Origin of the sequence: Coprococcus sp. AM14-16 (genome assembly GCF_003434675.1) — a bacterium.
GTDB classification, from domain to species: Bacteria; Bacillota; Clostridia; order Lachnospirales; family Lachnospiraceae; genus Coprococcus; species Coprococcus aceti.
This window is the reverse complement of record NZ_QTLL01000001.1, coordinates 912,276-936,575: the sequence shown is the minus strand read 5'-3', so window position 1 is coordinate 936,575 and position 24,300 is coordinate 912,276. Positions and strand designations below refer to the sequence as shown.

Sequence of the window (24,300 nt, the reverse complement as noted above, 5' to 3'; positions counted from 1 at the left end):
CTAGGTATAAGTGTATAGATTTTTATGAAAAGCGTCACGGTAAGTGGCGCTTTTCGTGCGTTATGAGAGCGAAGTGCAGGAAACAGAAAATGGCAGTTATAAATCAAGTGAAATTAATAGTAAGAGAACTACAGTAATTGTATTAACAGGGAGGGACAGTATGAGGAAGAATAATAGAAAACGAATCATCAGCACCGTTATAGTAGGTGCAATGCTCTGCGCAGGAGCAGCATTTGGAACTGTAAAGTATATCAATCATGATAATGGTGGCAATGGCAATAATGGCACATCAGAAACAACAGTCAGCGATAAGTCAGGTGATGTAGCGGATGCGGAGCAGACAGTCTATATGACAGACTTCCAGAAGGAGAATGCCCAGAAGGAAAAGGAGATAGTTGCAGATAAGGTAGAGGACAAAAAGGACACACTCGACTCTGATCAGGGACTTTATGCGCCTGACTCCATAGTCCTTTCAGATACGACAAAGGAAGAGGCTGAGAGAATTGCAGAAAAGCTTGGAGCTGATGTAAGACTCACTGATGATGGCAGCTTTGCCGTTCTGTATCTGCCAGAGGGTATGACTATAGATGATGTCTACAATAACGACGAGTACAGTCAGGAGATCACAGAGATGACACCTGACTATTACGTGAGTGTGAGTGAGCTCAATGAGGAGCTTGGTGGAGCAGTGAACAGTACTCCGGATAATTCACAGTCAGGTGATGAAGATTCTACACAAAGTATTTCTAAGGTTATCAGTGCAAGACCGGACTACACAGCAAACGATCCTGACTTTAGAAATCAGCAGTATCTTGATTATATAAATCTCAAGAATACATGGAACACCACCAAAGGAAGTGGCGTTACGGTAGCGGTTATCGATTCCGGTATCGACACGGATCATCCTGAGTTCACAGGAAGAATCAGTGAAAAATCATACAATGCATCAGAGGACAAGATAGTAAAAGACTACGATATGTCGGTAATAGAGGATGAACAGGGACACGGTACAAAGGTAGCGGGTGTTCTTGCTGCGTCCATGGATAATAATGAGGGAATAGCAGGAGTTGCACCTGAGGTGGAACTGCTGGTCATAAAATGTAATGTGGGTGAAAATGGCGAATTTGCAAGGGGATCTGATATTGTATTTGGACTTGCATATGCCATAGAGTCTGACGTAGATGTAATCAATATGTCGCTTAGTTCTGAGGAAGATATATACAGCAAGTATACTCAGCTTGCCGTTGACAGTGACATCATATGCGTTGCATCAGCGGGAAACGATGGCAGCAACATGCCAGTATATCCGGCATCTCTGGACAGTGTTATTGCAGTGGGGGCATATGATACAGAAAGAGGAACTATAACAGATTATTCTAACTATGGTGAGAATGTAGACATACTGGCACCAGGCACAACCTATACAACAGACATAGGCGGATATACTATGGCTACGGGTACATCCATGTCTGCACCGATTGCAGCAGGAGCTGTTGCACTTTACAAGTCAGCATGTGGTAAGACGGAATTCAATGATATGAGACAGCTTTTTGAGGCGTCATCAGTAGATCTGGGAATAGCAGGTGAGGATTACTATAACGGATTCGGTGAAGTAGATGTATACGCACTTGTGTGTGAAGAAAAAGGTAAGATCACATACGATATGCTGACTGACGAGGTGAAGAATCAGACGCAGATATTCGTCAAGGGGCATACAGTTCAGACAATGCCTGAGCCGGAAAGAGAATATCTCGTATTTGACGGCTGGTATTTTGATCCAAACTGTGAGGATGTGTGTGAATTATATACCAATGTATTCAGTCAGGATGTAACCTTGTATGCAAGCTGGGTAAATGAGGACGAAGGAACAGCATTCACCTATGTGAAAAACTCCGATGGTACTATAAGAATTACATCATATACAGGAAAGAGAAGGTATGTGACAGTGCCATCTGAGATAGAAGGGGAAGCGGTTACAGAGATAGGTGAGAATGCATTTGAGAATAATAGAAGGGCAAGGTCTATCACTCTTCCAGATACATTAAAGAATATAAGAACAAGGGCATTTTATAACTGTACATATATCAGGAGCGTAGATATACCGGATTCTGTATCAGAGATTGGAGACGAGGCATTTTCGGGTTGTGTAAGACTTGGTGCTGTAGACGTATCTGACAGCAGTGGTCTGATGACAGTTGGTGCAAAGGCATTCTCTTTTGCAGGAATATCTGAATTTAATATACCATCAAGTCTTATATCTCTAGGGGACAGAGTATTCTATGGAAGTACAGGTCTCAGAAAGATCAAGGTTGCAGACGGTAATCCATCTTACTTAGTGAAGAATTCGGCTCTCTACAGTGCAGATGGAACAACACTGCTGTACTATCCGGCAGGACTTGCAGGAACATACACCGTGGATGCATCGACTAAGACTATTGGAACTGCGGCTTTTGCATATTCTAGAAGTGGCGAGGTTGTGCTTAATGAGGGACTTGCGAATGTTGGAGAGGAAGGCTTTGCATATAGCAGGATAGACAGAGTGAATTTCCCTGAGAGCCTGACATCACTTGGCGAAAGTGCATATTCGAACTGTAGCAGACTTAGTGAAATAGTATTCCCAGAGAACGGAAAATTAAAAGCCATACCAGGTGATGGTTTCAGTAGTACATATGCATTAAGAGAAATAACTATGCCGAAGTATATAACCGGGCTTAATGGCTTTGCATTTTATTACTCAGGACTGACAAAGATTGAGTTTGCGTACGATAGTCTGCTTTCTGATATAGGTGCATATGCATTTGCAGGTTCGAATATCAAAGATATATCAATTCCAGATTCTGTTAAGAGCATAGGTGGATACGCATTTTATGGTATTGGCAATCTTGCCAGTGTGAAGTTTGGAGAAAAGAGCAAATGCACGAATATAGATGCGTGGGCATTCGCCTATACATATAGTTTAAGGGAGTTTCTGATTCCTGACGGTGTAACAACAATAGGTGATACAGCTCTGTACAACAGTGGTATAACGAAAATCGGTATAGGTGCAAAGCTTACTAATATAGGTAGTGGCGTATTTGCAAGCTGTCACAATCTGTCAGATATCACAGTGGATGAGAAGAATGAGAAGTATTCGTCGTATGAGGGGATACTGTACAACAAGGATAAGTCTGTTCTCATGCTTTATCCGGCTGCAAGAACTGGCTCTTACACGATGGCAGACACAACTGTGAAGATTGACCGGTATGCTTTCTCTGGAGCGCTAGGGCTTACAGAGGTAATAATGAATGAAGGTCTTACTGATATAGGTGAAAATGCATTCGAATATTGCGAAAAGCTCCAGACACCGGTACTTCCTTCTACGCTTACAGAGATAGATGGCTATGCGTTTATGTCTTGCAGCGGAATGTCTGAAAAGCTTACGATACCTAAGAATGTTAAGAGTATAAGCTGGTACGCATTTGGCTGGGATTTTGCACTTACAGATATAGAGTTTGAACCGGAAAGTGCACTTGACAGAATAGGATATGGAACATTTGCTTATTGTGGTATAGAGGATTTCACTATTCCGGGAAATGTGTCTACGATAGCACAGGATGCATTTACAGGATGTGACAAGCTACTTACAGTTACCTTCGAAGCTGACAGCAGACTTGAGAATCTTCCGGCATGGTGTTTCTCCGGTGCAGATAACCTTAGAAGGATAACCTTTGAGGAAGGAAGTGCGTTACAGACTATAGAGGCGAGAGCATGTGAGGGACTTCTGCATCTGGAAGGTGTGGACTTTAGTGGCTGTAAAAAGCTTGCTACAATAGATAACTATGCTTTTAAGTCATGTATATCACTTGGCAATCTTTCAATTCCGGAGACAGTGAATGACATAGGAAGATATGCATTCTATGGATGCTCACAGATGGACAAGATGATCTTGCCGGAAACACTGAATCATATAGGAAGATATGCATTTTCAAAGACGAAATCCATAAAGATTTACTTTATGGCAGCGGTTCTTCCATCAGATCTTGAGGATAAATGGGATGATGGTATAGGTGCATATTATGTTGGACTAAATAAGATACATGAGAATGATGAATGGGTATATGCTGTCACGAATGATGGAACAGCATCAGTTATAAAATATAAGGGAAATGCTGAAAATATCGTGCTTGACAATATAGACGGCTATGCGGTTTCCTCTATAGGAAGTGAGACATTCAAGGACAATACTTCGCTTACAGAAATTACATTGCCAGATACACTTACGGGTATATATAAGTCTGCATTTGCCGGAACAACGGCACTTGGGTCTGTGACAATACCAGATGGCGTGGCTGTTATTGACAGCGGTGCATTTGATGGCAGTGGAATCACAGAGATTACATTTGGAGAAAACAGTAAGCTTAAGACTATTGGAAGTAACGCTTTCGCCAATACATCAAGACTTGAGAAGGTAAGTATACCATCAGGAGTAACGGAGATAAGGGAGAAGACCTTCTATAATTCCGGCGTCAAGACAGTAGCGGTTTCTGATTCTGTAAATTATATAGGAAGATTGGCATTTGCCGGATCAAAGATAGGAGCTATAGACATTCCGTTAAATGTAACAGAGATAGGCTATAGTGCATTCAAAGATGCAGAAAGCCTTGCGAAGATTACATTTGCTGATAATGGCAAGTCTATGCTTGTGCGGGATGAGGCTTTCTATAATACAGCAATAGATCAGATAGACATTCCGGCAAATATAAACTATGTAGGCAGCCTCTGCTTTGCAAAATGTAAGAATCTTACAGCGATAACTGTTGCAGAGAAAAATCAGAATTATGCATCTGTGGATGGTGTATTCTACAATAAAGCCCGTACAAAGCTTATATCATGTCCTGCAGGCAAGACAGGCAGCTACACAGTATCTGACGCTGTGATTTCATTTGCATCCGGTGCATTTGAAGGCTCTCAGTTGTCGGAGATAATCATTCCGAATGAGAGCAAGCTGATGACGATAGGTCTCAGGACCTTCTATAAGTGTGATAATCTGACACATATCACGATACCTGACAATGTGCAGAGCATTGAATATTATGCCTTTGCATACTGCGAGAATCTTGAGCAGGTGGATGTGAATGCCAGCAGTCAGCTTGGCGGTATATACAGTGGAGCATTCTATAACTGTGCAAAGCTGACCGGAATTACTATTCCTGACAGTGTAAAGGAAATATCAGATTATGCATTCTATGGCTGTAGTGCGCTTACGAATATAATCCTGTCGGAAAACAGCAAGCTGCAGGGTGTGTATGACCATGCGTTTGAGTATGCTGGAATAGAGAACTTCGATATGCCAGCAGAGATGACGGTGCTTGGCGCTTATGCATTCCGAGGTGCAAAGCTTAAGACCTTTACCTTCAATGAGAAGTTGGAGGAGATAGGGGAGTATGCACTGGCTGAGTCTGGGCTGACGGAAACAACAGAATTGGTTGTGCCAAGTAGTGTTGAGTATATCGGACGAAGTGCATTAAAGGATATTTTGAGTTTAGAAAAATTGTCTATACCATTTTTGGGAATGGCTGAAATAAATACAAATTCAGAAAACACTATAAAATATCTATTTTCTGATATTAGTAAGTTAGATGGGTTGAAAAAGATATCAGTACTAGGCGGGACTAGATTGGATTATGATGCATTTAGTTATTTAAAATGTGAAGAAATATATTTATCAGAATCTATAGTTGATTTAGGATATAATTCTTTTTACAGATGTGAAGAATTGAGGATAGTGAATATTCCAGAAGGAGTAAAACGCATCAGAATGTCAACATTCGAATCATGTATAAAACTTCAGGATATTAATATTCCGGTAAATTGTTGCAGTATAGAGGATACTGCGTTTAAAGACTGTTTGTCATTGAAAAAAATATATATAAATAAAAATGTGTCATATATCGCAAATGGTTCTTTTAGTGGTTGTAATGGCTTAGAAAGTGTAAGTGTAGATGCTGATAATAAGTTTTTTAGAGTAATAGATAGTATTTTATATGATTACAATTTATCAAGAATTATGATTGTTCCTAAAAATATAAGTGGCAAAGTTGAAATACCAGAAGGAATAAAAAATATAGATAATGGAGCATTTTATAATTGTAAGTATATTGAGAAGGTTATTTTTTCAGATACTGTAGAAAGTATAGGAGATGATGCGTTTAGAGATTGCATTTTATTGAACGAAGTATCTTTTTCAAATAAATTACAGACAATAGGAATAATGGCATTTCAAAATACAAATATAGAAAATATAGAGTTGCCAGATACGGTAAGTAGTTTAGGTGTTTATGCTTTTGCAGATTGCCGAAATTTGAGTAGAGTCAAACTGTCAGATAACATGAAAGTGCTTACTGAGAGTCTGTTCGCATATGATGAAAAATTGAGTATTGTAGAGTTTGGGCAAAATATAGAGGTAATCGGTCATGCTGCATTTTTTCATTGTATAGGATTGGTAAATTGCAATCTGCCAGAATCTGTAAAAGAGATAAAAGAAAGTGCATTTGACTCATGTACTAATTTGCAGAATATATATATAGGAAAAAATGTTAATACGATTGGAAAAGGAGCTTTTGCTGTTTGTGATAGCCTGAAAAAAGTTATTGTTGATGAAAATAATAAGTTTTTTATTACCAAAGATGGAATACTTTATGATAAAGATGTTACAAGAATACTTTTTATACCTAACAATATATCTGGTAAAATCGAAATCATTTCGGGAATTAAAAAAATAGATGACTATGTATTTAAGGGTCATAAAAAAATAACAGAGATATTGTTACCAGATAGCGTTGAATCAATAGGGACAGGGGCTTTTATATCCTGTACAAGTTTGGTAAACATCAATGTTGGCTATAATATAAAAAGTATTGGCTCAAATATATTGTACGATACACCATATTACAATAATAAGTCAAACTATATAGATGGAGTTTTATATTTGGGACAATATGCGATAAGTTGTGACAGCGAGGAAGTAAATAAGTCAAGGTGTCTCAGGATCAAAGATGGAACAAAAGTTATTGCAGAATATGCAATTGCATCGCAGAGAATAAAGTATGTTTATTTACCGGATTCACTACGATTTATTGGAGATTCCGCATTTGCATTTTGTGATTCCTTAAAGAATGTAAGGTGGGGAAATTGTATTGAATTTATAGATGACGGTGCATTTTCCTTTGATACTAATCTTGAAAATGTTCATTTAACAAATAAGAATTTGGAACTTGGCGTAAACTGTTTTTATGAATGCCAGATAAAGTATGCAAGAATAGATAGTTTAAAAAATGTAAATATGGGAATGGGGTCAACTACAGATTATTTAGATGTATTTATTGGTCAAATTGATTCAAGGATAATGAGTTATAATCCCAAAAGCTTGGTATTGATGAATGAGACGTATGATATAAACTCGTATTATGAAAATGTTAATACGCAAATATATACAAAAGTCGATAGAGAAGTAGAGGATGATAAAAAAAATAATCTTAAAGGCAGCTCGATATATTATTCAGATGAATGGAATCTTGTAACATTTTTTGTGGATGGCATGGTTGTTAAAATATCACCACTAAAGAATACAGAATTGGTTCAATCACCATCACAAAATGAGATTTCAGATATTCTCCCAGAAGGTGCAACCTTCCTCGGCTGGGATATCAATGGTGATGGTAAAGCAGACGAACTTCCGGCAACTCTTACAAGTGACATTGAGGCTCATGCAGTATATAGTGCTCCAATTACATCGATTGAGATGAAATCAGAGCTTTCACTTGAAATTGACGAGACTCAGAAACTTGATGTTACGATAAATCCATTTGGATATAACCAGAGCGATAAGCTCACTTGGGAGAGCGCAGATAAGAGTATAGCAACAGTTGTAGATGGAAAAGTCACCGGAGTTTCAGAAGGACAGACAACGATCAAAGCTGTTCTTGATGCAAATAAGCAGGTTTACGCTGAATGCACTGTTACGGTAACTCCAAAGACGTATGGTATTAAGCTTTCTGAAACGGAGACAACTATAAATGTTGGAGATACATACTCTATTACTCCTGATGTTATAGTGCCGGATGGCGACACGGAAAAAACAGTATTTGTAAGTGATGATACGGATGTAGCAACGGTTGACGAGAAGGGCGTGATAACAGGTGTTGCTCCGGGAAATGCAGCTATTACAGTAAGCCATGGAATGTACAGCGCAGAATTTGCAGTTACAGTAAAGCAGCCTATGACGTCTGTGGTTATAAATCAGACAGAGAAAGAACTGAATGTTGGTGATACATTTACATTAGCTGCTGCATTTGAACCTGTGAATACTACAGATGATAAATCAGTGTTCTGGTACAGCAAAGATACATCAGTTGCAAAGGTTGATTCAGATGGATTGGTTACAGCTATTGCACCGGGAACTGTGGATGTATGCGGAGCTGTAGGTAACTTTAGAATCAGTTGTAGTGTGACTGTGAAAGCGCCTATTGAGAAGATAGTGCTCAATACAACAAAGGGAACACTCAGACTTGACAAGACAAAACAGCTTGATGTGATCTATATACCATCAAATACGACAGATGAAAGGAATGTCGCTTGGAGTTCGGCAGATCCGGAGATCGCATCGGTTGATGAGAACGGACTTGTAACAGGTCTTAAGACAGGTAAAACTACCATTACAGGAACGGTTGGAACGCATACAGCTACATACACAGTAAGTGTAATAGGTATAAGGGATGCCAAGACAGGAATTACAGTAACCAATTCTGATGATACAGAGATGTCTGACGATACATCACTTGTTGTGGAGAAAATGGCAAGCGAGAATGTAGCAGAGACGTATGGTGATTCGATAAAGAATATTTCTGTTGATGAGAATGGACGTATATATAGTCTTTCTGTATATGACATAACATTAAAAAATGGTGAAGATGTTGTACAGCCGGAAAAGACAGTCGATGTAGATATACCGATGGCAGACGATTCACATTCAAGTGGAGTAGGTATATACAGGCTTGAAACTGATGGTTCAATGACAGATATGAAACCGATAAGTGCTGATGGAAAGTATAGTTTCCAGACGGAGCATTTCAGTGTATATTGTGTTGCGGTTCCTACAGACGAATATCAGGCAGCGAAAGTTGAGATTGACACAGACTCTATAGATATGTGCATAGGAAAAACAGCAACGATTACAGCCACGGTATTACCAGAGAATGCGGAGAATAAACAGCTCACATATGTATCCGGGGATGAGAGTGTTGCGACGGTAGATGAAAATGGAAATGTGTCTGCTGTATCGGTCGGAGAAACCATAGTAACAGTTAAGTCGGTTGTTGATGGCGTACAGGCTGTAGTAAATGTAAATGTAAGGGAACATACATGGAATGATGGCGAAGTAACAACAGCCCCAACCTGTACCAAGACAGGTATAAAGACCTTCACATGTACTGCCTGCGGAAAGATAAGAACCGAGGATATCAAAGCCACAGGACATACAGTTGTAGTTGATGAGGCAGTAGCTCCGACATGCACCGAGTCAGGACTTACAGAAGGCAGTCACTGCAGTGTATGTAACGAAGTGATCAAGGCACAGGAAGAGGTTGCAGCACTTGGACATACCTGGGATGACGGCGAAGTAACGACCGCACCAACCTGTACCATGACCGGAGTAAAGACATTTACATGTACTGCCTGTGGAGAGATAAGAACCGAGGATATAAAAGACACAGGACACACAGTTGTAGTAGATGAGGCAGTAGCTCCGACATGCACCGAGACAGGAGTTACAGAAGGCAGTCACTGCAGTGTATGTAACGAAGTGATCAAGGCACAGGAAGAGGTTGCAGCACTTGGACATACCTGGGATGACGGCGAAGTAACGACCGCACCAACCTGTACCATGACCGGGGTAAAGACATTTACATGTACTGCCTGTGGAGAGATAAGAACCGAGGATATAAAAGCCACAGGACACACAGTTGTAGTAGATGAGGCAGTAGCTCCGACATGTACTGAGCCAGGACTTACAGAAGGCAGTCACTGCAGCGTATGTAACGAAGTAATCAAGGCACAGGAAGAGGTTGCAGCACTTGGACATACCTGGGATGACGGCGAAATAACGACCGCTCCAACCTGTACCAAGACCGGCGTTAAGACATACACATGTACTGCTTGTGGACAGACAAGAACCGAGGACATAAAAGCGACAGGACACACAGCAGTAACAGATAAGGCGATAGCCCCAACCTGCACGGAAACAGGACTGACAGAAGGCATTCACTGCAGTGTATGTAATGAAGTGATCAAAGCACAGGAAAAAGTAGCTGCACTTGGACATAAGTGGGATTCTGGAAAGGTGACAAAGAAACCTACATACACAGCAAAGGGCACAAAGACATACACCTGTACAGTATGCTCTGACACAAAGACAGAAGATATTCCAGTGTTGAAACGTGTAGATATAACCAAGGCTGCAAGTAGGATCAGTGTCGCAGGAATCGAGAACAAGATTTACAACGGCAAGGCTCAGACTCAGGCAAAGCTTGTGGTAAAGGCAAATGGCAGAATGCTGACCAAGGGCACCAATTACACAGTCACATATAAGAACAACAAGAACATCGGAACTGCCACACTTACCATAACCGGAAAGAATGGCTACACAGGTACTATCAAGAAGACATTTGCCATCAAGACACAGGCTGGCAAGGTGTACGGCAGCACATTAAAGTACAAGATTACAAGTGCAAAGACAAACGGAACAGGTACGGTGTCTCTGATTGGTTCTGGATACAGCAAGACCAACAAGAAGTTCACCACACTCAAGGTAGCAGATACAGTAATTATAGGAGGAGTGAAGTTCAAGATTACAAAGATCGAGAACAAAGCGTTCATGAAATATCATTATCTGACAAACGTCGTTGTTGGTTCAAATGTGACAGGTATAGGCGATTACGCATTCTATGGATGTCCGAGACTTGCTACAGTTACGGTAGGTAAGAACATCAGAACTATAGGCACTAAGGCGTTCTATGGATGTAAGAGCCTTAAGTCTGTGAAAATCTTATCACCAAAGCTTGTAAAGGCTGGAACATCTGCTTTTGCTGGTATCAAGGCAAATGCAGCATTTGCACTGCCAAAGAAGTATTATAACAGTTATGGCAGGCTGATAAAGAAAGCCGGTGCGCCGAAGAAGGCAGTATACAAAAAGTTTTAGATATAGGGAAAAAAAAAAGAAACAAAAAGAAATAAACTAAATGGATGGCTATGGGAAATAATATGCATAGCCATCCATATTTTGCTGTTGTTAATTTATTTTTTTATTGTTGAGTGCTACATAAAAACGTGAAAACACACATAAAATAGTAGTTGGTATTGATTAATTAGACACGGGATAGTAAAATAAAATTACTAAAAAATGTGTCCACACACAAAAACAAGGAGTATAACAGTGGAAATCAAGAGAGATGCATACCTTGAACAGCTGAAGATAAGAAAAGATAATGGAATGATAAAGATTATCACAGGAATCAGGAGATGTGGAAAGTCATTTCTATTATTTGTATTATTTAAGAACTATTTATTAGAGAATGGTGTAGATAATGAACATATTATTGCGATTGCATTAGATGGTATCGAAAACGAAGAACTGAGGGATCCGAAAAAGTGTTATCAATACATTAAGGATGCAATGAAAGATGATCAGAGGTATTATTTGATTTTGGATGAAGTACAGTTTATGCCACGATTTGAGGAAGTGCTGAATAGTTTGCTTAGGATTAGCAATATTGATGTATATGTGACCGGAAGTAATTCGAGATTTTTATCCAGTGATATTGTAACTGAATTTAGAGGCAGAGGTGATGAGATAAAAATTTATCCATTATCTTTTGCTGAGTTCTATAGTGCGTATGATGGAGATTATGACGAAGCTTGGGAGGAGTATATGACATATGGTGGTTTGCCACAGGTAGCACAATTTTCTGTGGAACGCCAAAAGGCAGAATATCTAAAAAATATTTTTACCAATGTCTATATCAGGGATGTTGTAGAGAGGAATAACATTAAAAATGTTGATGAAATTGGAACTTTAGTCGATATTCTTGCTTCTGCCATAGGCGCACCGACCAATCCAACTAAAATATCAAATACTTTTAAAAGTGAACGGGGTATCAATTATAGCAATAAGACTATATCTAATCATATTGATTATTTGGCGGAGGCCTTTTTGATTTCTAAAGCGGAACGGTATGATATTAAGGGAAGAAAATATGTTGGTGCTAACTTAAAATATTATTTTTCAGATGTGGGACTTAGAAATGCCAGGTTAAATTTCAGACAGCAGGAACCTACTCATATTATGGAGAACATAGTTTATAACGAACTGCTTATTAGAGGCTACAATGTGGATGTTGGTATCGTAGATGTGTATGCAAAGAATGATTATGGAAAAACTACTCGCAAGCAGTTTGAGGTTGATTTTGTAGTGAATCAGGGTAGTCAGAGATATTATATTCAAGTAGCCTATGATATGGTTTCTGAAGAAAAACAGACACAGGAATTTAATTCATTTAGGAATATTCCAGATTCATTTAAGAAGATTGTTATAGTAAATGGAACGAAAAAGCCGTATAGAAATGATGAAGGATTTGTGATTATGGGAATGAAATATTTTTTACTTAATGCAGATAGTTTAGAATTTTAGTGAGGTTGTCAAGAAAAAACACTTGACAACCCATCCCGCCTGTATTAGAATAGCCCATGGTAAAGAAAAAACACTTTACATGCAAGTGCGTTACGGAGAGTTTGTTATGGAGAAGATAGTCAGACAGTCTATGTTATATGATTTTTATGGTGAGCTGCTCACAGAGCATCAGAAGAGCGTGTACGAGGATGTCGTGAACAATGACATGTCTTACTCAGAGATAGCGAGACTCAACAACATAAGCAGACAGGGCGTATATGATATGGTAAGGCGCTGTGACAAGATCCTCGAGGAGTATGAGGATAAGCTTATGCTGGTACATAAGTTCATGAAGGCACAGGAACAGGTTCAGAAGATCAAGGAATGTGCGGATGAGCTCAAGGCGATGAACTCGGATGAACGGCTTGCGGGCAGAATTGAAGATATAGTGAATTATTCAGATAAGATACTCGAAGATTTCTGATGATAGATAATATCAGAAGGGAGAATGTCTATGGCATTTGACAGTTTATCAGATAAACTGCAGAACGTTTTTAAGAAGCTGAGAAGCAAGGGCGTACTTACTGAGGATGATGTCAAGGAGGCTATGAAGGAAGTCAAGAGAGCACTTCTCGAGGCGGATGTCAATTTCAAGGTCGTAAAGTCATTTGTCAAGTCGGTGAGTGACAGAGCTGTAGGAGAGGAAGTCCTCAAGGGTCTGAATCCTGGACACATGGTCATCAAGATCGTCAAGGAAGAGATGGATAAGCTCATGGGCTCTGAGATGACAGAGATCAAGCTCAGACCATCCAATGAGATCACGATCATCATGATGTGTGGACTTCAGGGAGCAGGTAAGACCACCACGGCGGCAAAGCTTGCATATCAGTTCAAGAACAAAGGCAAGAAGCCACTTCTTGTGGCATGTGATGTATACAGACCGGCGGCTATCAAGCAGCTGCAGGTGAATGGTGAGAAGGTTGGAGTTCCTGTGTTTGCCATGGGAGACAACAACAAGCCACTGGATATTGCGAAGGCGGCTGTACAGCATGCAGCCAAGAACAATATCAATCTGGTGTTCCTTGACACCGCAGGACGTCTTCATGTTGATGAGGACATGATGAACGAGCTTGCAGAGATAAAGGAGAATCTGGACATTGCCTACACCATACTGACTGTGGATTCCATGACAGGTCAGGATGCGGTAAATGTAGCGACAACGTTCAATGATAAGATAGGTATAGATGGTGTCATCCTCACAAAGCTGGATGGTGATACCAGAGGCGGTGCCGCACTGTCGATCAAGGCAGTAACGGGCAAGCCAATCCTGTACTCAGGTATGGGAGAGAAGCTTACCGATCTGGAGCCATTTTACCCGGATCGTATGGCGAGCCGAATCCTCGGAATGGGTGATGTAGAGTCACTTATTGAGAAAGCCCAGTCGGCCATTGACGAGGAGAAGGCCAAAGAGATGGAACAGAAGTTCCGCAAAGCAAGTTTTGATTTCAACGATTTTCTTGATCAGATGGCTCAGCTTGAGCAGATGGGCGGCATGCAGGAGATCCTTTCCATGATGCCTGGCATGGCAAGTCAGATGAAGAATGTTGAGATAGATGAGAACGCTGCTAAAACACCAAAAGCAATCATTCAGTCCATGACACCGAGAGAGCGTTCACTCCAGGATCCGATATCGCCGTCAAGAAAGAAGCGTATCGCAGATGGAGCAGGTGTCCAGATAGCAGATGTGAATCGCTTCCTTAAACAGTTTGAACAGTCTAAGAAGATGATGAAGCAGATGTCAGGCATGATGGGCGGAAAGAGAAGACGCGGTGGTTTTAAAATGCCTTTTGGCTTAAGATAATTAATATTTAGGAGGAACAAGAACAATGGCAGTAAAGATTAGATTAAGAAGAATGGGTTATAAGAAGCATCCTTTCTACAGAGTGATCGTAGCAGATTCAAGATCACCAAGAGATGGTAGATTCATCGAGGAGATCGGAACATATGATCCTAACCAGGAGCCATCTGTAGTAAAGATCGACGAGGAGGCTGCTAAGAAGTGGTTAGCTACAGGAGCACAGCCAACTGAGTCAGTTGCAAAGTTATTAAAGCAGGCAGGTATCGAGAAGTAATTTTACGGATGTATCAGCTTTTCTATGAAAAGCTGATATGCAGCGCCAGCCATCGACGAAGTCGATTTTGCATGGCTGGTGTTCCATTTGGGAGGTATAGAGATGAAAGATTTAGTAGAAATCATTGCAAAGTCCCTAGTAGATCATCCTGAGCAGATAGCTGTAACCGAGACTGAAGAAGACGGCATAATAAAGATAGACCTTACAGTCGCACCAGAGGACATGGGTAAGGTAATCGGCAAGCAGGGCAGAATCGCCAAATCCATCCGTACAGTTGTCAAGGCAGCTGCTTCAAAGGGTGATAAGAAGGTTGTCGTTGATATTAAGTAGAACTGCATAAGCAGGATAAGTGGTATTTCTTAATCTTCATATGACAGAGGATTTTATTACCGAGTTAAGAGGGGGAGTTTATACTCCCCCTTATATTATATATGAGTTATATATAGGAGATAGAATGGAACACAACATAGAAGACAGACTCAGAGTAGGAGTGATAACCTCAAGCCATGGTATAAAGGGCGAGGTTAAGGTATATCCGACAACAGATGACAATGATAGATTCAAGAGCCTGGATAAGTGCTATCTGTCAAATAGCAGAGAGACTTTGGCGGTCAATTGTACATCTTGCAAATTTTTGAAAAATATGGTTATTCTTAAGTTCAAAGAATACGATAACATAAATGATATAGAGCGTTTTAAGAATTATGACATACTTGTTGACAGGGAGGATGCAGTTCCTCTCATGGATGGAGAGTTCTTCATCTGTGATGTCCTTGACGCTGATGTATATGATCAGAATGACGAGCGCATAGGAATCCTTGACGACGTGCTGGAGACTCCGGCAAATGATGTATTTGTCGTTAAGAAGGATGATGGCAGCGAGATCCTTATACCTGTAGTACCGGATTTCGTGTTCGATGTTGACACAGAGAATAAGAAGGTCAAGGTCAGAACATTTGAGATGGTAGAAGCAGATGATTCAGATGACGAGGATTGATCGCATACAGACGTTTGGTGAGATGATGAACATATACTAGGAGCGGACTATGAATTTTTATATTTTGACACTTTTCCCCGAGATGGTTATGAATGGACTTTCAACGAGTATCACGGGAAGGGCCATAGAGTCGGGAAAACTTCATATAGAAGCTATAAATATAAGAGATTACACCCAGGATAAACACAATCATGTGGATGATTACCCATATGGGGGAGGCGCAGGCATGGTCATGCAGGCGCAGCCTGTGTATGATGCATACACGGCACTGGTGGAGAAGCTTGGCAGAAAACCATGGGTCATATATATGACTCCGCAGGGAAGAACCTTCAATCAGGGTATTGCACAGGAGCTCTCGGAGAAGGAGGACATAGTTCTTCTGTGTGGCCATTACGAGGGAATAGATGAGAGGGTCCTTGAGATGATAGTCGATGACTATATGTCCATAGGCGATTTTGTGCTGACTGGCGGAGAACTTCCAGCCATGGCTATCGTGGATGCTGTGTCTCGTCTTGTCCCAGGGGTTCTGAATAACGAGGACAGTGCTGAGATAGAGACTTTTTATAACAATCTGCTTGAGTATCCGCAGTATACCAGACCTCCTGAATTCATGGGGAAGAAGGTTCCGGATGTACTGCTTTCGGGCAACCATAAGCTCATAAATGAGTGGCGACTTGAACAGTCTATCACCAGGACGAAGGAGCACAGGCCGGACATGTACGAGAAGTATATGATCGAGAATCCTCCTAAGGAGAAAAAGAAACGAAGAAAATAGCAGGTTGCCACCTGTGGTCTTAAGGTGGTATACTAAGAGATGGCAGAATTCGAGGTTATTCGAATTCTGCCATAACCTTGTGGAGACGCGACTGCAGGGCATACACAAATACAAGGAAGAACAAGGAGACAAAAGATTATGAAACGCAGATTACTTATGACTATGATGGCTATGGTTCTTGCATTCTCATTTACAGGATGTGGAAACAAGAAGGCAGACGAGACGACGGCAACCACAGAGGCTGCATCAGAGGTGAAGGATGAGTTCATCAAGTTTGTTGGAACAGATATCCCTAAGATGGATACAGAGGAAGCGGAGATCATGAAGAAGTTCAACTCATATTTTGCTGAGGGAACTGCTGTTGATACAGATGCTCTGCTCAAGGATTTGACAGACAATCTGCTTCCAGATTATAAGACATTTCTTGACAACGTACAGGCTATAGAAGTCAAGACCGATGAGGTGAAGGCGCTCAAGGATCAGTATTATGATGCCATGAATGCACAGTATGAGGCTATGCAGAAGGTTGAGGCTGCTGTCAAGGATAAGAACAAGGACATCCAGACAGAGGCACAGAAGCTTCTCTCAGACGCCCAGAGCAAGTATACAGCATACAATGACGCGGTATATGCACTTGCCCAGAAGGAGAATGTAACGTTGAACGGCGAGATAGCAACAACTGCAACCAGTGAGGCAGGAAGCACAACAGAGGCCAACACAGAGGCTATAGATCCAAGCGAGGCCATGACAGATGAGGTTGAGACAACAGAGGCAGCGCAGTAGTATTTAAGATATAGAAGAATATTTTGAAAAGCAGTGGATACATGAGTGTGTTCACTGCTTTTTTGCTGTGGTATACTGTAAAAAATATGCTCAGTTCACATTTTTTACAAATATCAATGTTATATTGAGATAAATTGGATATTATTCTATATGTGGAGGTACGATATGGATTCAATAAAGGTTCTTATGGTTGATGATGAGAGCAGAATGAGGAAGCTTGTCAAGGACTTCCTCACAAGAGAGGGGTATATGGTTCTTGAGGCCGGAGATGGTGAACAGGCCCTGGATATATTCATGAATGACAAGAATATATCTCTTGTAATACTTGATGTTATGATGCCTAAGATGGACGGATGGGAGACTCTTAAGGAGATAAGAAAGTTCTCACAGGTTCCGGTTATCATGCTTACCGCGAAGGCAGATGAGCGCGATGAGCTCCAGGGCTTTGATCTGGGAGTAGATGAGTACATAACGAAGCCGTTCAGTCCCAAGATACTTGTTGCCAGAGTTGCAGCGATACTCAGAAGAACAACGGATGCCGCTTCAGATGAGAAGCTTGTAGCCGGAGGTATTGAGATGAATCTGTCGGCTCATGTGGTGACGATAGATGGCAAGCCGGTTGAGCTCAGCTTCAAGGAGTTCGAGCTGCTTCAGTATTTTATCACGAACAAGGGTGTGGCATTGTCGAGAGAGAAGATACTCAACAATGTATGGAACTATGATTACTTTGGCGATGCCAGAACCATAGATACTCATGTCAAGAAGCTCAGAAGCAAGATGGGCGATAAGGGCGAATATATCAAGACCATATGGGGAATGGGCTATAAATTTGAGGTGGAGTGATGACCGGATCAAAGAGAACTTCTATCAGAACAAAGATAACTTTATCGCTTGCGGCGACTATACTATTTATGGTTGTCATGTCGTGTGCCATAACCATGCTTTTTATCAAGAAGTATTTCTATCACGGCATGGAACAGATGCTGCTTGATACGTACAATTCCTGCAATGAACTGTTCGGCCGGGATGAGGATATAGACAGTAAAGAGCTGGCAAATGATGTGATCAATCAGTCAGGTGCGATGATATTTATCTTCGACAGCGTGAATATGCATGTGTACACGACGGTGAACGAGGAGGCTGCGGTATATAACAACCTGTCATTTATAGCGGACTACTTCAATTACAGTGGTGGCAAAAATCCGGATAATCCGAAGATAAAGAGAAAGCAGATTGAAAAGACAGATAAATATGATATACAGATCACAAATGATAAAAATACCGGAAACAGCTATTATGATGTGGTAGGATTTCTTGACAATGGTTTTGTGGTTGTAATCAGAAAACCAATCTCCAGCGTAGACTCAACGATAATTATATCACTAAAGTTTTTCTTTTTTGTATTCTCGGTTGTTGCGATACTTGGATTTGCCGTGATCTATTTTATCAGCAATGCGGTTGCAAAGCCGATAAAGAATCTTGCGTTGGTTGCCAATCGTATGGCACAGCTTGATCTCGATGTGAAGGTGGATCACGCATCCAACGATGAGATTGGTGAGCTGGCGGACAGTATGAACGAGATGTCATATCAGCTGAGGAACACGCTGACAGAGCTTCAACAGGCAAATGCTAAGCTGCAGACGGATATTGATGAGAAGGTACAGATAGATGAGATGAGGAAGGAGTTCCTGTCCCATGTGTCCCATGAACTCAAGACTCCTATAGCTCTCATACAGGGATACGCCGAGGGCCTTAAGGACAATGTTATAGAGGATGATGAGAGCAAGGAGTTTTACTGTGATGTCATTCTGGACGAAGCTGGCAAGATGAATAAGCTTGTCAGACAGTTACTTGATCTGAATGAGCTTGAATTTGGAGTGGACAGGGTTCATCCTGTGGTATTTGACATAGATGCACTCATAAAGAATGTAGTGGATTCATCATCCATTCTGGTGGAGCAGAACCATGCGGAAGTTGAGCTGGCGGATGAGCTGAATGATGTGTGCAACGTATATGCAGATGAGTTTATGATAGAGCAGGTATTCACCAATTATTTTACAAATGCACTTCATTACTGCAACGATGGAGGCAAGGTCAGAGTGTGGACGGCGAATAAGGACTATGATCAGCCGAGAAGGACTGAGGATGGATTCGTCACAGGCAACTTGAGAGTATTTGTATATGATGAGGGACCGAACATTCCTGATGATGAGCTTGATAAGGTATTCATTAAGTTCTACAAGGTGGACAAGGCGAGGACGAGAGAGTATGGTGGAAGCGGTATTGGACTTTCTATAGTTGCGGCGTCCATGGCGGCTCACAACAAGAACTATGGTGTTTACAATGTGGAGAATGGAGTGGTATTCTACTTCGACCTTGATATCATACAGCAGGATGATGGCGAACCGGAAATGATACCGGAGAATAGCGCAGATAACACGTCAGAACAATAAATACTTTGCAAGGAGGAAACTTTTAGGCTATAATTCTAAGGGTTTCCTTTTTCTGTTGGATTCTGGCATCTGCAAATATATTTATAAAATGGGAGAAGATTATGTCATATAGTGCAAAAAACATTGAGGTGTTAAAGGGACTTGAGCCGGTAAGACTGAGACCGGGAATGTACATCGGCAACACAGGGCGAAGCGGACTGAACCACCTCATACAGGAGCTTATAGACAACTCGGTGGATGAGCATCTGGCGGGGTATTGCAACAATATATGGGTGAGCATCAACGAGGATGGCTCGGCAACCGTGTCTGACGATGGACGAGGCGTTCCTGTCGATATACATGAGCAGGAGGGAATTCCTGCGGAGCGTGTTGTATACACAGTGTTGCATGCAGGTGGCAAGTTTAACAGCTCCACCTACAAGATAAGCGGCGGACTTCACGGAGTAGGTTCTGCAGTTGTAAATGCACTGTCTAACAAGCTTATAGTAGATGTTGCCAGGGATGGCTACCTCTATCACGATACATACGAGAAGGGAATACCGACAACTGAACTTGTTGATGGTATGCTTCCAAAGACAAAACTCAAGGAAAAGAGAACAGGTACGACGGTAACACTCTATCCTGATGATACAATATTTGAGACAGTAAAGTTCAAGGCGGACGCCATCAAGCAGAGGATTAAAGAGACAGCATATTTGAATCCGAATCTTACGATCACATTCCAGAACAAGAGGGATGGCGAGGAGCCTATAGTGTTCCATCAGCCAGGGGGACTTGCAGCATTTGTTGAGGATATATCCCAGGGACTCACACATACATCACCGGTTGTCGCCATATCGGGGGAGAAGGACGGAATCGCCGCAGATATAGTATTTCTGATGACGGAGGACGGCGAGGAGAATATCATAGGATTTACCAACAATATCACGAATCCTGAAGGTGGAACCCATGTGACAGGATTCAAGTCGGCATTTGCCAAGCTTATCAATAATTATGCGAGAAATGAGCTTGGAACTCTGAAAGAGAAGGATTCCAATCTGACAGGTGCAGATATAAGATCTGGCATGCAGGCTATCATATCCGTGAAGCATCCGGATCCTCAGTTCGAGGGACAGACTAAGACAAAGCTTTCCAACACGGACGTGTCAAAGGCCGTCGACGATATCGTGAAGGAACAGCTCACAGTTTATTTTGACAGAAATTATGATGTGCTGAAGGATATAGTGGACAGGGCGGTGGCTCTCTCCAAGAGAAAGGCGCTTGAGAAGTCCAAGATCAATATAAACAAGTTTTCATTTGAGGGAAATGGCAAGCTTGCAAAGCAGGAGTCCTCAGATTCGTCTAAATGCGAGATATTCATAGTCGAGGGAGATTCGGCGGGAGGCTCAGCCAAGACCGCGAGAAACAGAAAGTATCAGGCAATACTTCCACTTAGAGGTAAGATACTCAACGTGGAGAAGAAGCCTGTTGCAAAGGTGCTTGAGAATGCCGAGATCAAAGCACTCATCAATGCATTTGGCTGTGGCTTCATGCAGGGATACGGCAATGATTTCGATATAAGCAAGCTGAATTACGACAAGATAATCATCATGACTGATGCCGATGTGGATGGTGCCCACATAGCGACACTTCTGCTTACATTCTTCTATAGATTTTACCCTGACCTTATCAGCGAGGGACATATATACATAGCTATTCCGCCTCTCTACAGAGTTGGCGAGGGCAAGAACATCAAATATCTGTACTCAGATGATGAGCTTGCAAAGTACAGAAAGACACACACGAACAAGTTCACGATCCAGAGATACAAGGGACTCGGTGAGATGGATGCAGACCAGCTCTATGAGACGACCATGAACCCTGAGACAAGACTTTTAAAGCAGGTATCAGTGAACAGCCGTGTTGAGGCAAATCAGCTCACACAGACGCTCATGGGAACTGAGGTTGCGCCTAGAAGAGAGTACATAGAGACACACAGTGCGGATGCGGTGCTAGATATATAAAAGTGATATTTGGGAATGCTTAGCAGCGCGTTTTCACAGTTTGTATGATGAAAGGGATAGATCATGTCGGAAAAGATATTAAATGTAGATTATGAGAGCGAGATGGGACAGTCCTATGTGGATTATTCCATGTCGGTTATAACAGAGAGAGCGCTCCCGGATGTAAGGGATGGATTAAAGCCTGTCCAGAGAAGGATACTTTACTCACTGGATGGTCTTGCAGGCTCCGACAAGCCACACAGAAAATGTGCGAGAATAGTCGGAGATACAATGGGTAAATATCATCCACACGGAGATAGTTCCATATATGAAGGACTTGTAAATATGGCACAGAACTGGAAACTGCCGATACCACTTGTTGACCCACACGGCAACTTTGGCGCGGTGGACGGTTCCGGTGCGGCTGCCATGCGATACACTGAGGCGCGTATATCTAAGTACACAGAGGATGTGTGCATGAAGGATCTTCCGTTCTTCAAGGATCAGTTCATACCAAACTTTGACGGAACGGAGACAGAGCCGACTTTCCTGCCTTTCCAGGTGCCAAATATCCTGGTGAGCGGTTCAACCGGTATAGCAGTAGGTATGGCGACAAATATTCCTACACACAATCTCGGTGAGGTCATAGATGCCACAGTTGCATATCTGAATGATCCTGAGATACAGCTTGAGGATCTGCTTGCGCTCATGCCGGGACCAGATTTTGCCACAGGTGGAATCATCAATGCAACACCTGAGGAGTTGTATAATGTGTATGCCACAGGACTTGGCAAGATCAAGGTGCGCGGTAAGGTAGAGGTCAGGGATATCGGATACGGAAGAAAGAGTATCTGTGTCACAGAGCTTCCATATACAATGATCGGAGGCACTGCCAAGTTCCTTGATACTGTCGCAGAGCTTGTCAGAAACAGAGAGCTTCCAGCGGTCGTGGATATCGCGGACAGAGGAGACAAGAACGGTGAATGCCTGTGTATAGATGTGAAGAAGGGAACTTCTGACGAGGAGATACAGAACATCATCAATATATTATATAAGAAGGCAGCCCTTGAGGATACATTTGGCGTGAATATCAACTGTATAAACAACGGCAAGCCGGAGGTCATGGGACTCAAGAAGATACTGAAGGTATACACAGATTTCAAGTACGGTCTGTATGACACGAAGTATAGAAAGCTTCTGGCACAGCAGGAGGAGATCAGGGAGATCAAGATGGGACTTCTCACAGCGGTTGACTGCATAGACCTGATCATAGAGATACTCCGCGGAAGTACAAAGGTTGCAGATGCAAAGGCGTGTCTCATGCACGGCGATACATCGAATATCAAGTTCAGATTCAAGGGCTCAGAGGCGGACGCAAAGTTCCTGTGCTTCACAGAGAAGCAGGCGGATGCGATACTTGCCATGAGACTTCAAAAGCTCATTGGTCTGGAGATCAATGCCTTAAAGAAAGAGCTGGCAGACGCTGAGAAGCTCATCAAGAAGTACACAAGGCTTATGGAGTCCAGGGATGCCATGAAGCAGCAGATGATAGATGACATGCTTGAGATCAAGGCAAAGTATGCCATACCTAGAAGGACTCAGATTCATAACTATGGAACTGTTGTTGTGAAGAAGGCTGAGGTCGTGGCTACAGATGTGGCTGTACTTCTCGACAGATTCTATTACATCAAGGTTGTAGATGCAAATGTATACGAGAAGAACATCGACCAGATCACGAAGGATTACAGATTTGCGGTTAAGTGTCAGAATCTTGACAGGATAGCGGTATTTGCTGACAATAATCAGGTGTATACGATCAAGGTTGCAGACATCATTAAGCTTCAGGCGAAGAAGAACACCAGCAAGAAGGGCGGAGGAAGCCTCATAGGACGTCTTGCCGACAAGGGAATCCAGGTGTTCGAGTTCTGCAACATGAATGGTGACGAGAATATCCTGTTCATGGACTGCATAGAGCATTTTGTGACTGACAAGTTGCTGTTCGTCAGTAAGCAGGGGCTTGCCAAGGTTGTTGACGGCTCCGCATTTGACACCACAAGGCGTGCTGCAAATGCTTCAAAAGTCGGTGATGATATCATATATATCGGCAAAATCTCCGAGGGCGACTTCATAATCGCACAGTCAGAGAAGGGCTATTACATAAGAGTTGACGCAGCGGAGATTCCTGAGAAGGGCAAGGGCGCAGCGGGAGTCAAGCTCATCAACTTAGAGGGTGACGATGTCCTTGAGTCGGTATTTGTGGGAAGCACAAAGGATACCTTCAAGGTTGGAGATAACGAGATAATCTTTACCAGAGTTAAGCCGGGCAAGCGCGGCGGCAAGGGAAGCAAGCTGAGGTTCTAAAGAATTACATGCAAGAGCAGAATATCTATTATAACATAGGCATAAGATAATACAGGTACTTGACGTACAGTTTTCTGTACAGTACAATGTAAGTACAGAAAACTGTACATGAATTTG

At 41.9% G+C, this 24,300-nt stretch carries 13 protein-coding genes; all 13 read left to right on the top strand.

Going from position 1 to position 24,300, the window contains the following annotated elements; translation table 11 throughout:
• Nucleotides 1-160: 160 nt before the first annotated feature.
• Nucleotides 161-11,233 carry a leucine-rich repeat protein gene (locus DW159_RS04230; protein ID WP_117549042.1) on the top strand — a complete coding sequence of 3,691 codons (11,073 nt, stop codon included), beginning with the start codon at nucleotides 161-163 and terminating at the stop codon, nucleotides 11,231-11,233.
• A 234-nt stretch (nucleotides 11,234-11,467) separates the two neighbouring features.
• Nucleotides 11,468-12,721: an ATP-binding protein gene (locus tag DW159_RS04225; RefSeq protein WP_117549041.1), complete on the top strand. Its 1,254-nt coding sequence runs from the start codon at nucleotides 11,468-11,470 to the stop codon at nucleotides 12,719-12,721.
• A 106-nt stretch (nucleotides 12,722-12,827) separates the two neighbouring features.
• On the top strand, nucleotides 12,828-13,184 hold the full coding sequence (ylxM, locus tag DW159_RS04220) for a YlxM family DNA-binding protein (protein WP_242992611.1): 357 nt from the start codon (nucleotides 12,828-12,830) through the stop codon (nucleotides 13,182-13,184).
• Between the two features lie 30 nt (nucleotides 13,185-13,214).
• Entirely contained in the window at nucleotides 13,215-14,561 is a 1,347-nt protein-coding gene (gene ffh, locus DW159_RS04215) for a signal recognition particle protein (protein ID WP_117549039.1), read from the top strand.
• Between the two features lie 25 nt (nucleotides 14,562-14,586).
• Nucleotides 14,587-14,832, top strand: a complete 246-nt coding sequence (gene rpsP, locus DW159_RS04210; RefSeq protein WP_004851225.1) for a 30S ribosomal protein S16 — start codon at nucleotides 14,587-14,589, stop codon at nucleotides 14,830-14,832.
• A gap of 102 nt (nucleotides 14,833-14,934) precedes the next feature.
• Nucleotides 14,935-15,162, top strand: a complete 228-nt coding sequence (locus DW159_RS04205) for a KH domain-containing protein (protein ID WP_004851223.1) — start codon at nucleotides 14,935-14,937, stop codon at nucleotides 15,160-15,162.
• A gap of 124 nt (nucleotides 15,163-15,286) precedes the next feature.
• A complete protein-coding gene (gene rimM, locus DW159_RS04200; protein WP_117549038.1) occupies nucleotides 15,287-15,829 on the top strand; it encodes a ribosome maturation factor RimM in 543 nt (180 codons plus the stop codon).
• A 49-nt stretch (nucleotides 15,830-15,878) separates the two neighbouring features.
• Nucleotides 15,879-16,604, top strand: coding sequence for a tRNA (guanosine(37)-N1)-methyltransferase TrmD (gene trmD, locus DW159_RS04195; RefSeq protein ID WP_015534852.1), 726 nt, complete (start codon nucleotides 15,879-15,881; stop codon nucleotides 16,602-16,604).
• Between the two features lie 138 nt (nucleotides 16,605-16,742).
• Entirely contained in the window at nucleotides 16,743-17,387 is a 645-nt protein-coding gene (locus tag DW159_RS04190) for a hypothetical protein (RefSeq protein ID WP_117549037.1), read from the top strand.
• A 165-nt stretch (nucleotides 17,388-17,552) separates the two neighbouring features.
• The gene (locus DW159_RS04185; protein WP_022216567.1) at nucleotides 17,553-18,230 is read left to right on the top strand and encodes a response regulator transcription factor; all 678 of its coding nucleotides are present in this window, start codon (nucleotides 17,553-17,555) and stop codon (nucleotides 18,228-18,230) included.
• On the top strand, nucleotides 18,230-19,840 hold the full coding sequence (locus tag DW159_RS04180; protein ID WP_117549036.1) for a sensor histidine kinase: 1,611 nt from the start codon (nucleotides 18,230-18,232) through the stop codon (nucleotides 19,838-19,840). The genes DW159_RS04185 and DW159_RS04180 overlap by 1 nt, the downstream gene beginning before the upstream one ends.
• A gap of 101 nt (nucleotides 19,841-19,941) precedes the next feature.
• Entirely contained in the window at nucleotides 19,942-21,843 is a 1,902-nt protein-coding gene (locus DW159_RS04175; RefSeq protein WP_055273466.1) for a DNA gyrase/topoisomerase IV subunit B, read from the top strand.
• Between the two features lie 63 nt (nucleotides 21,844-21,906).
• Nucleotides 21,907-24,183 (top strand): DNA gyrase/topoisomerase IV subunit A, encoded by a 2,277-nt coding sequence (locus tag DW159_RS04170; RefSeq protein WP_117549035.1) that lies wholly within the window; start codon nucleotides 21,907-21,909, stop codon nucleotides 24,181-24,183.
• Nucleotides 24,184-24,300 lie beyond the last annotated feature (117 nt).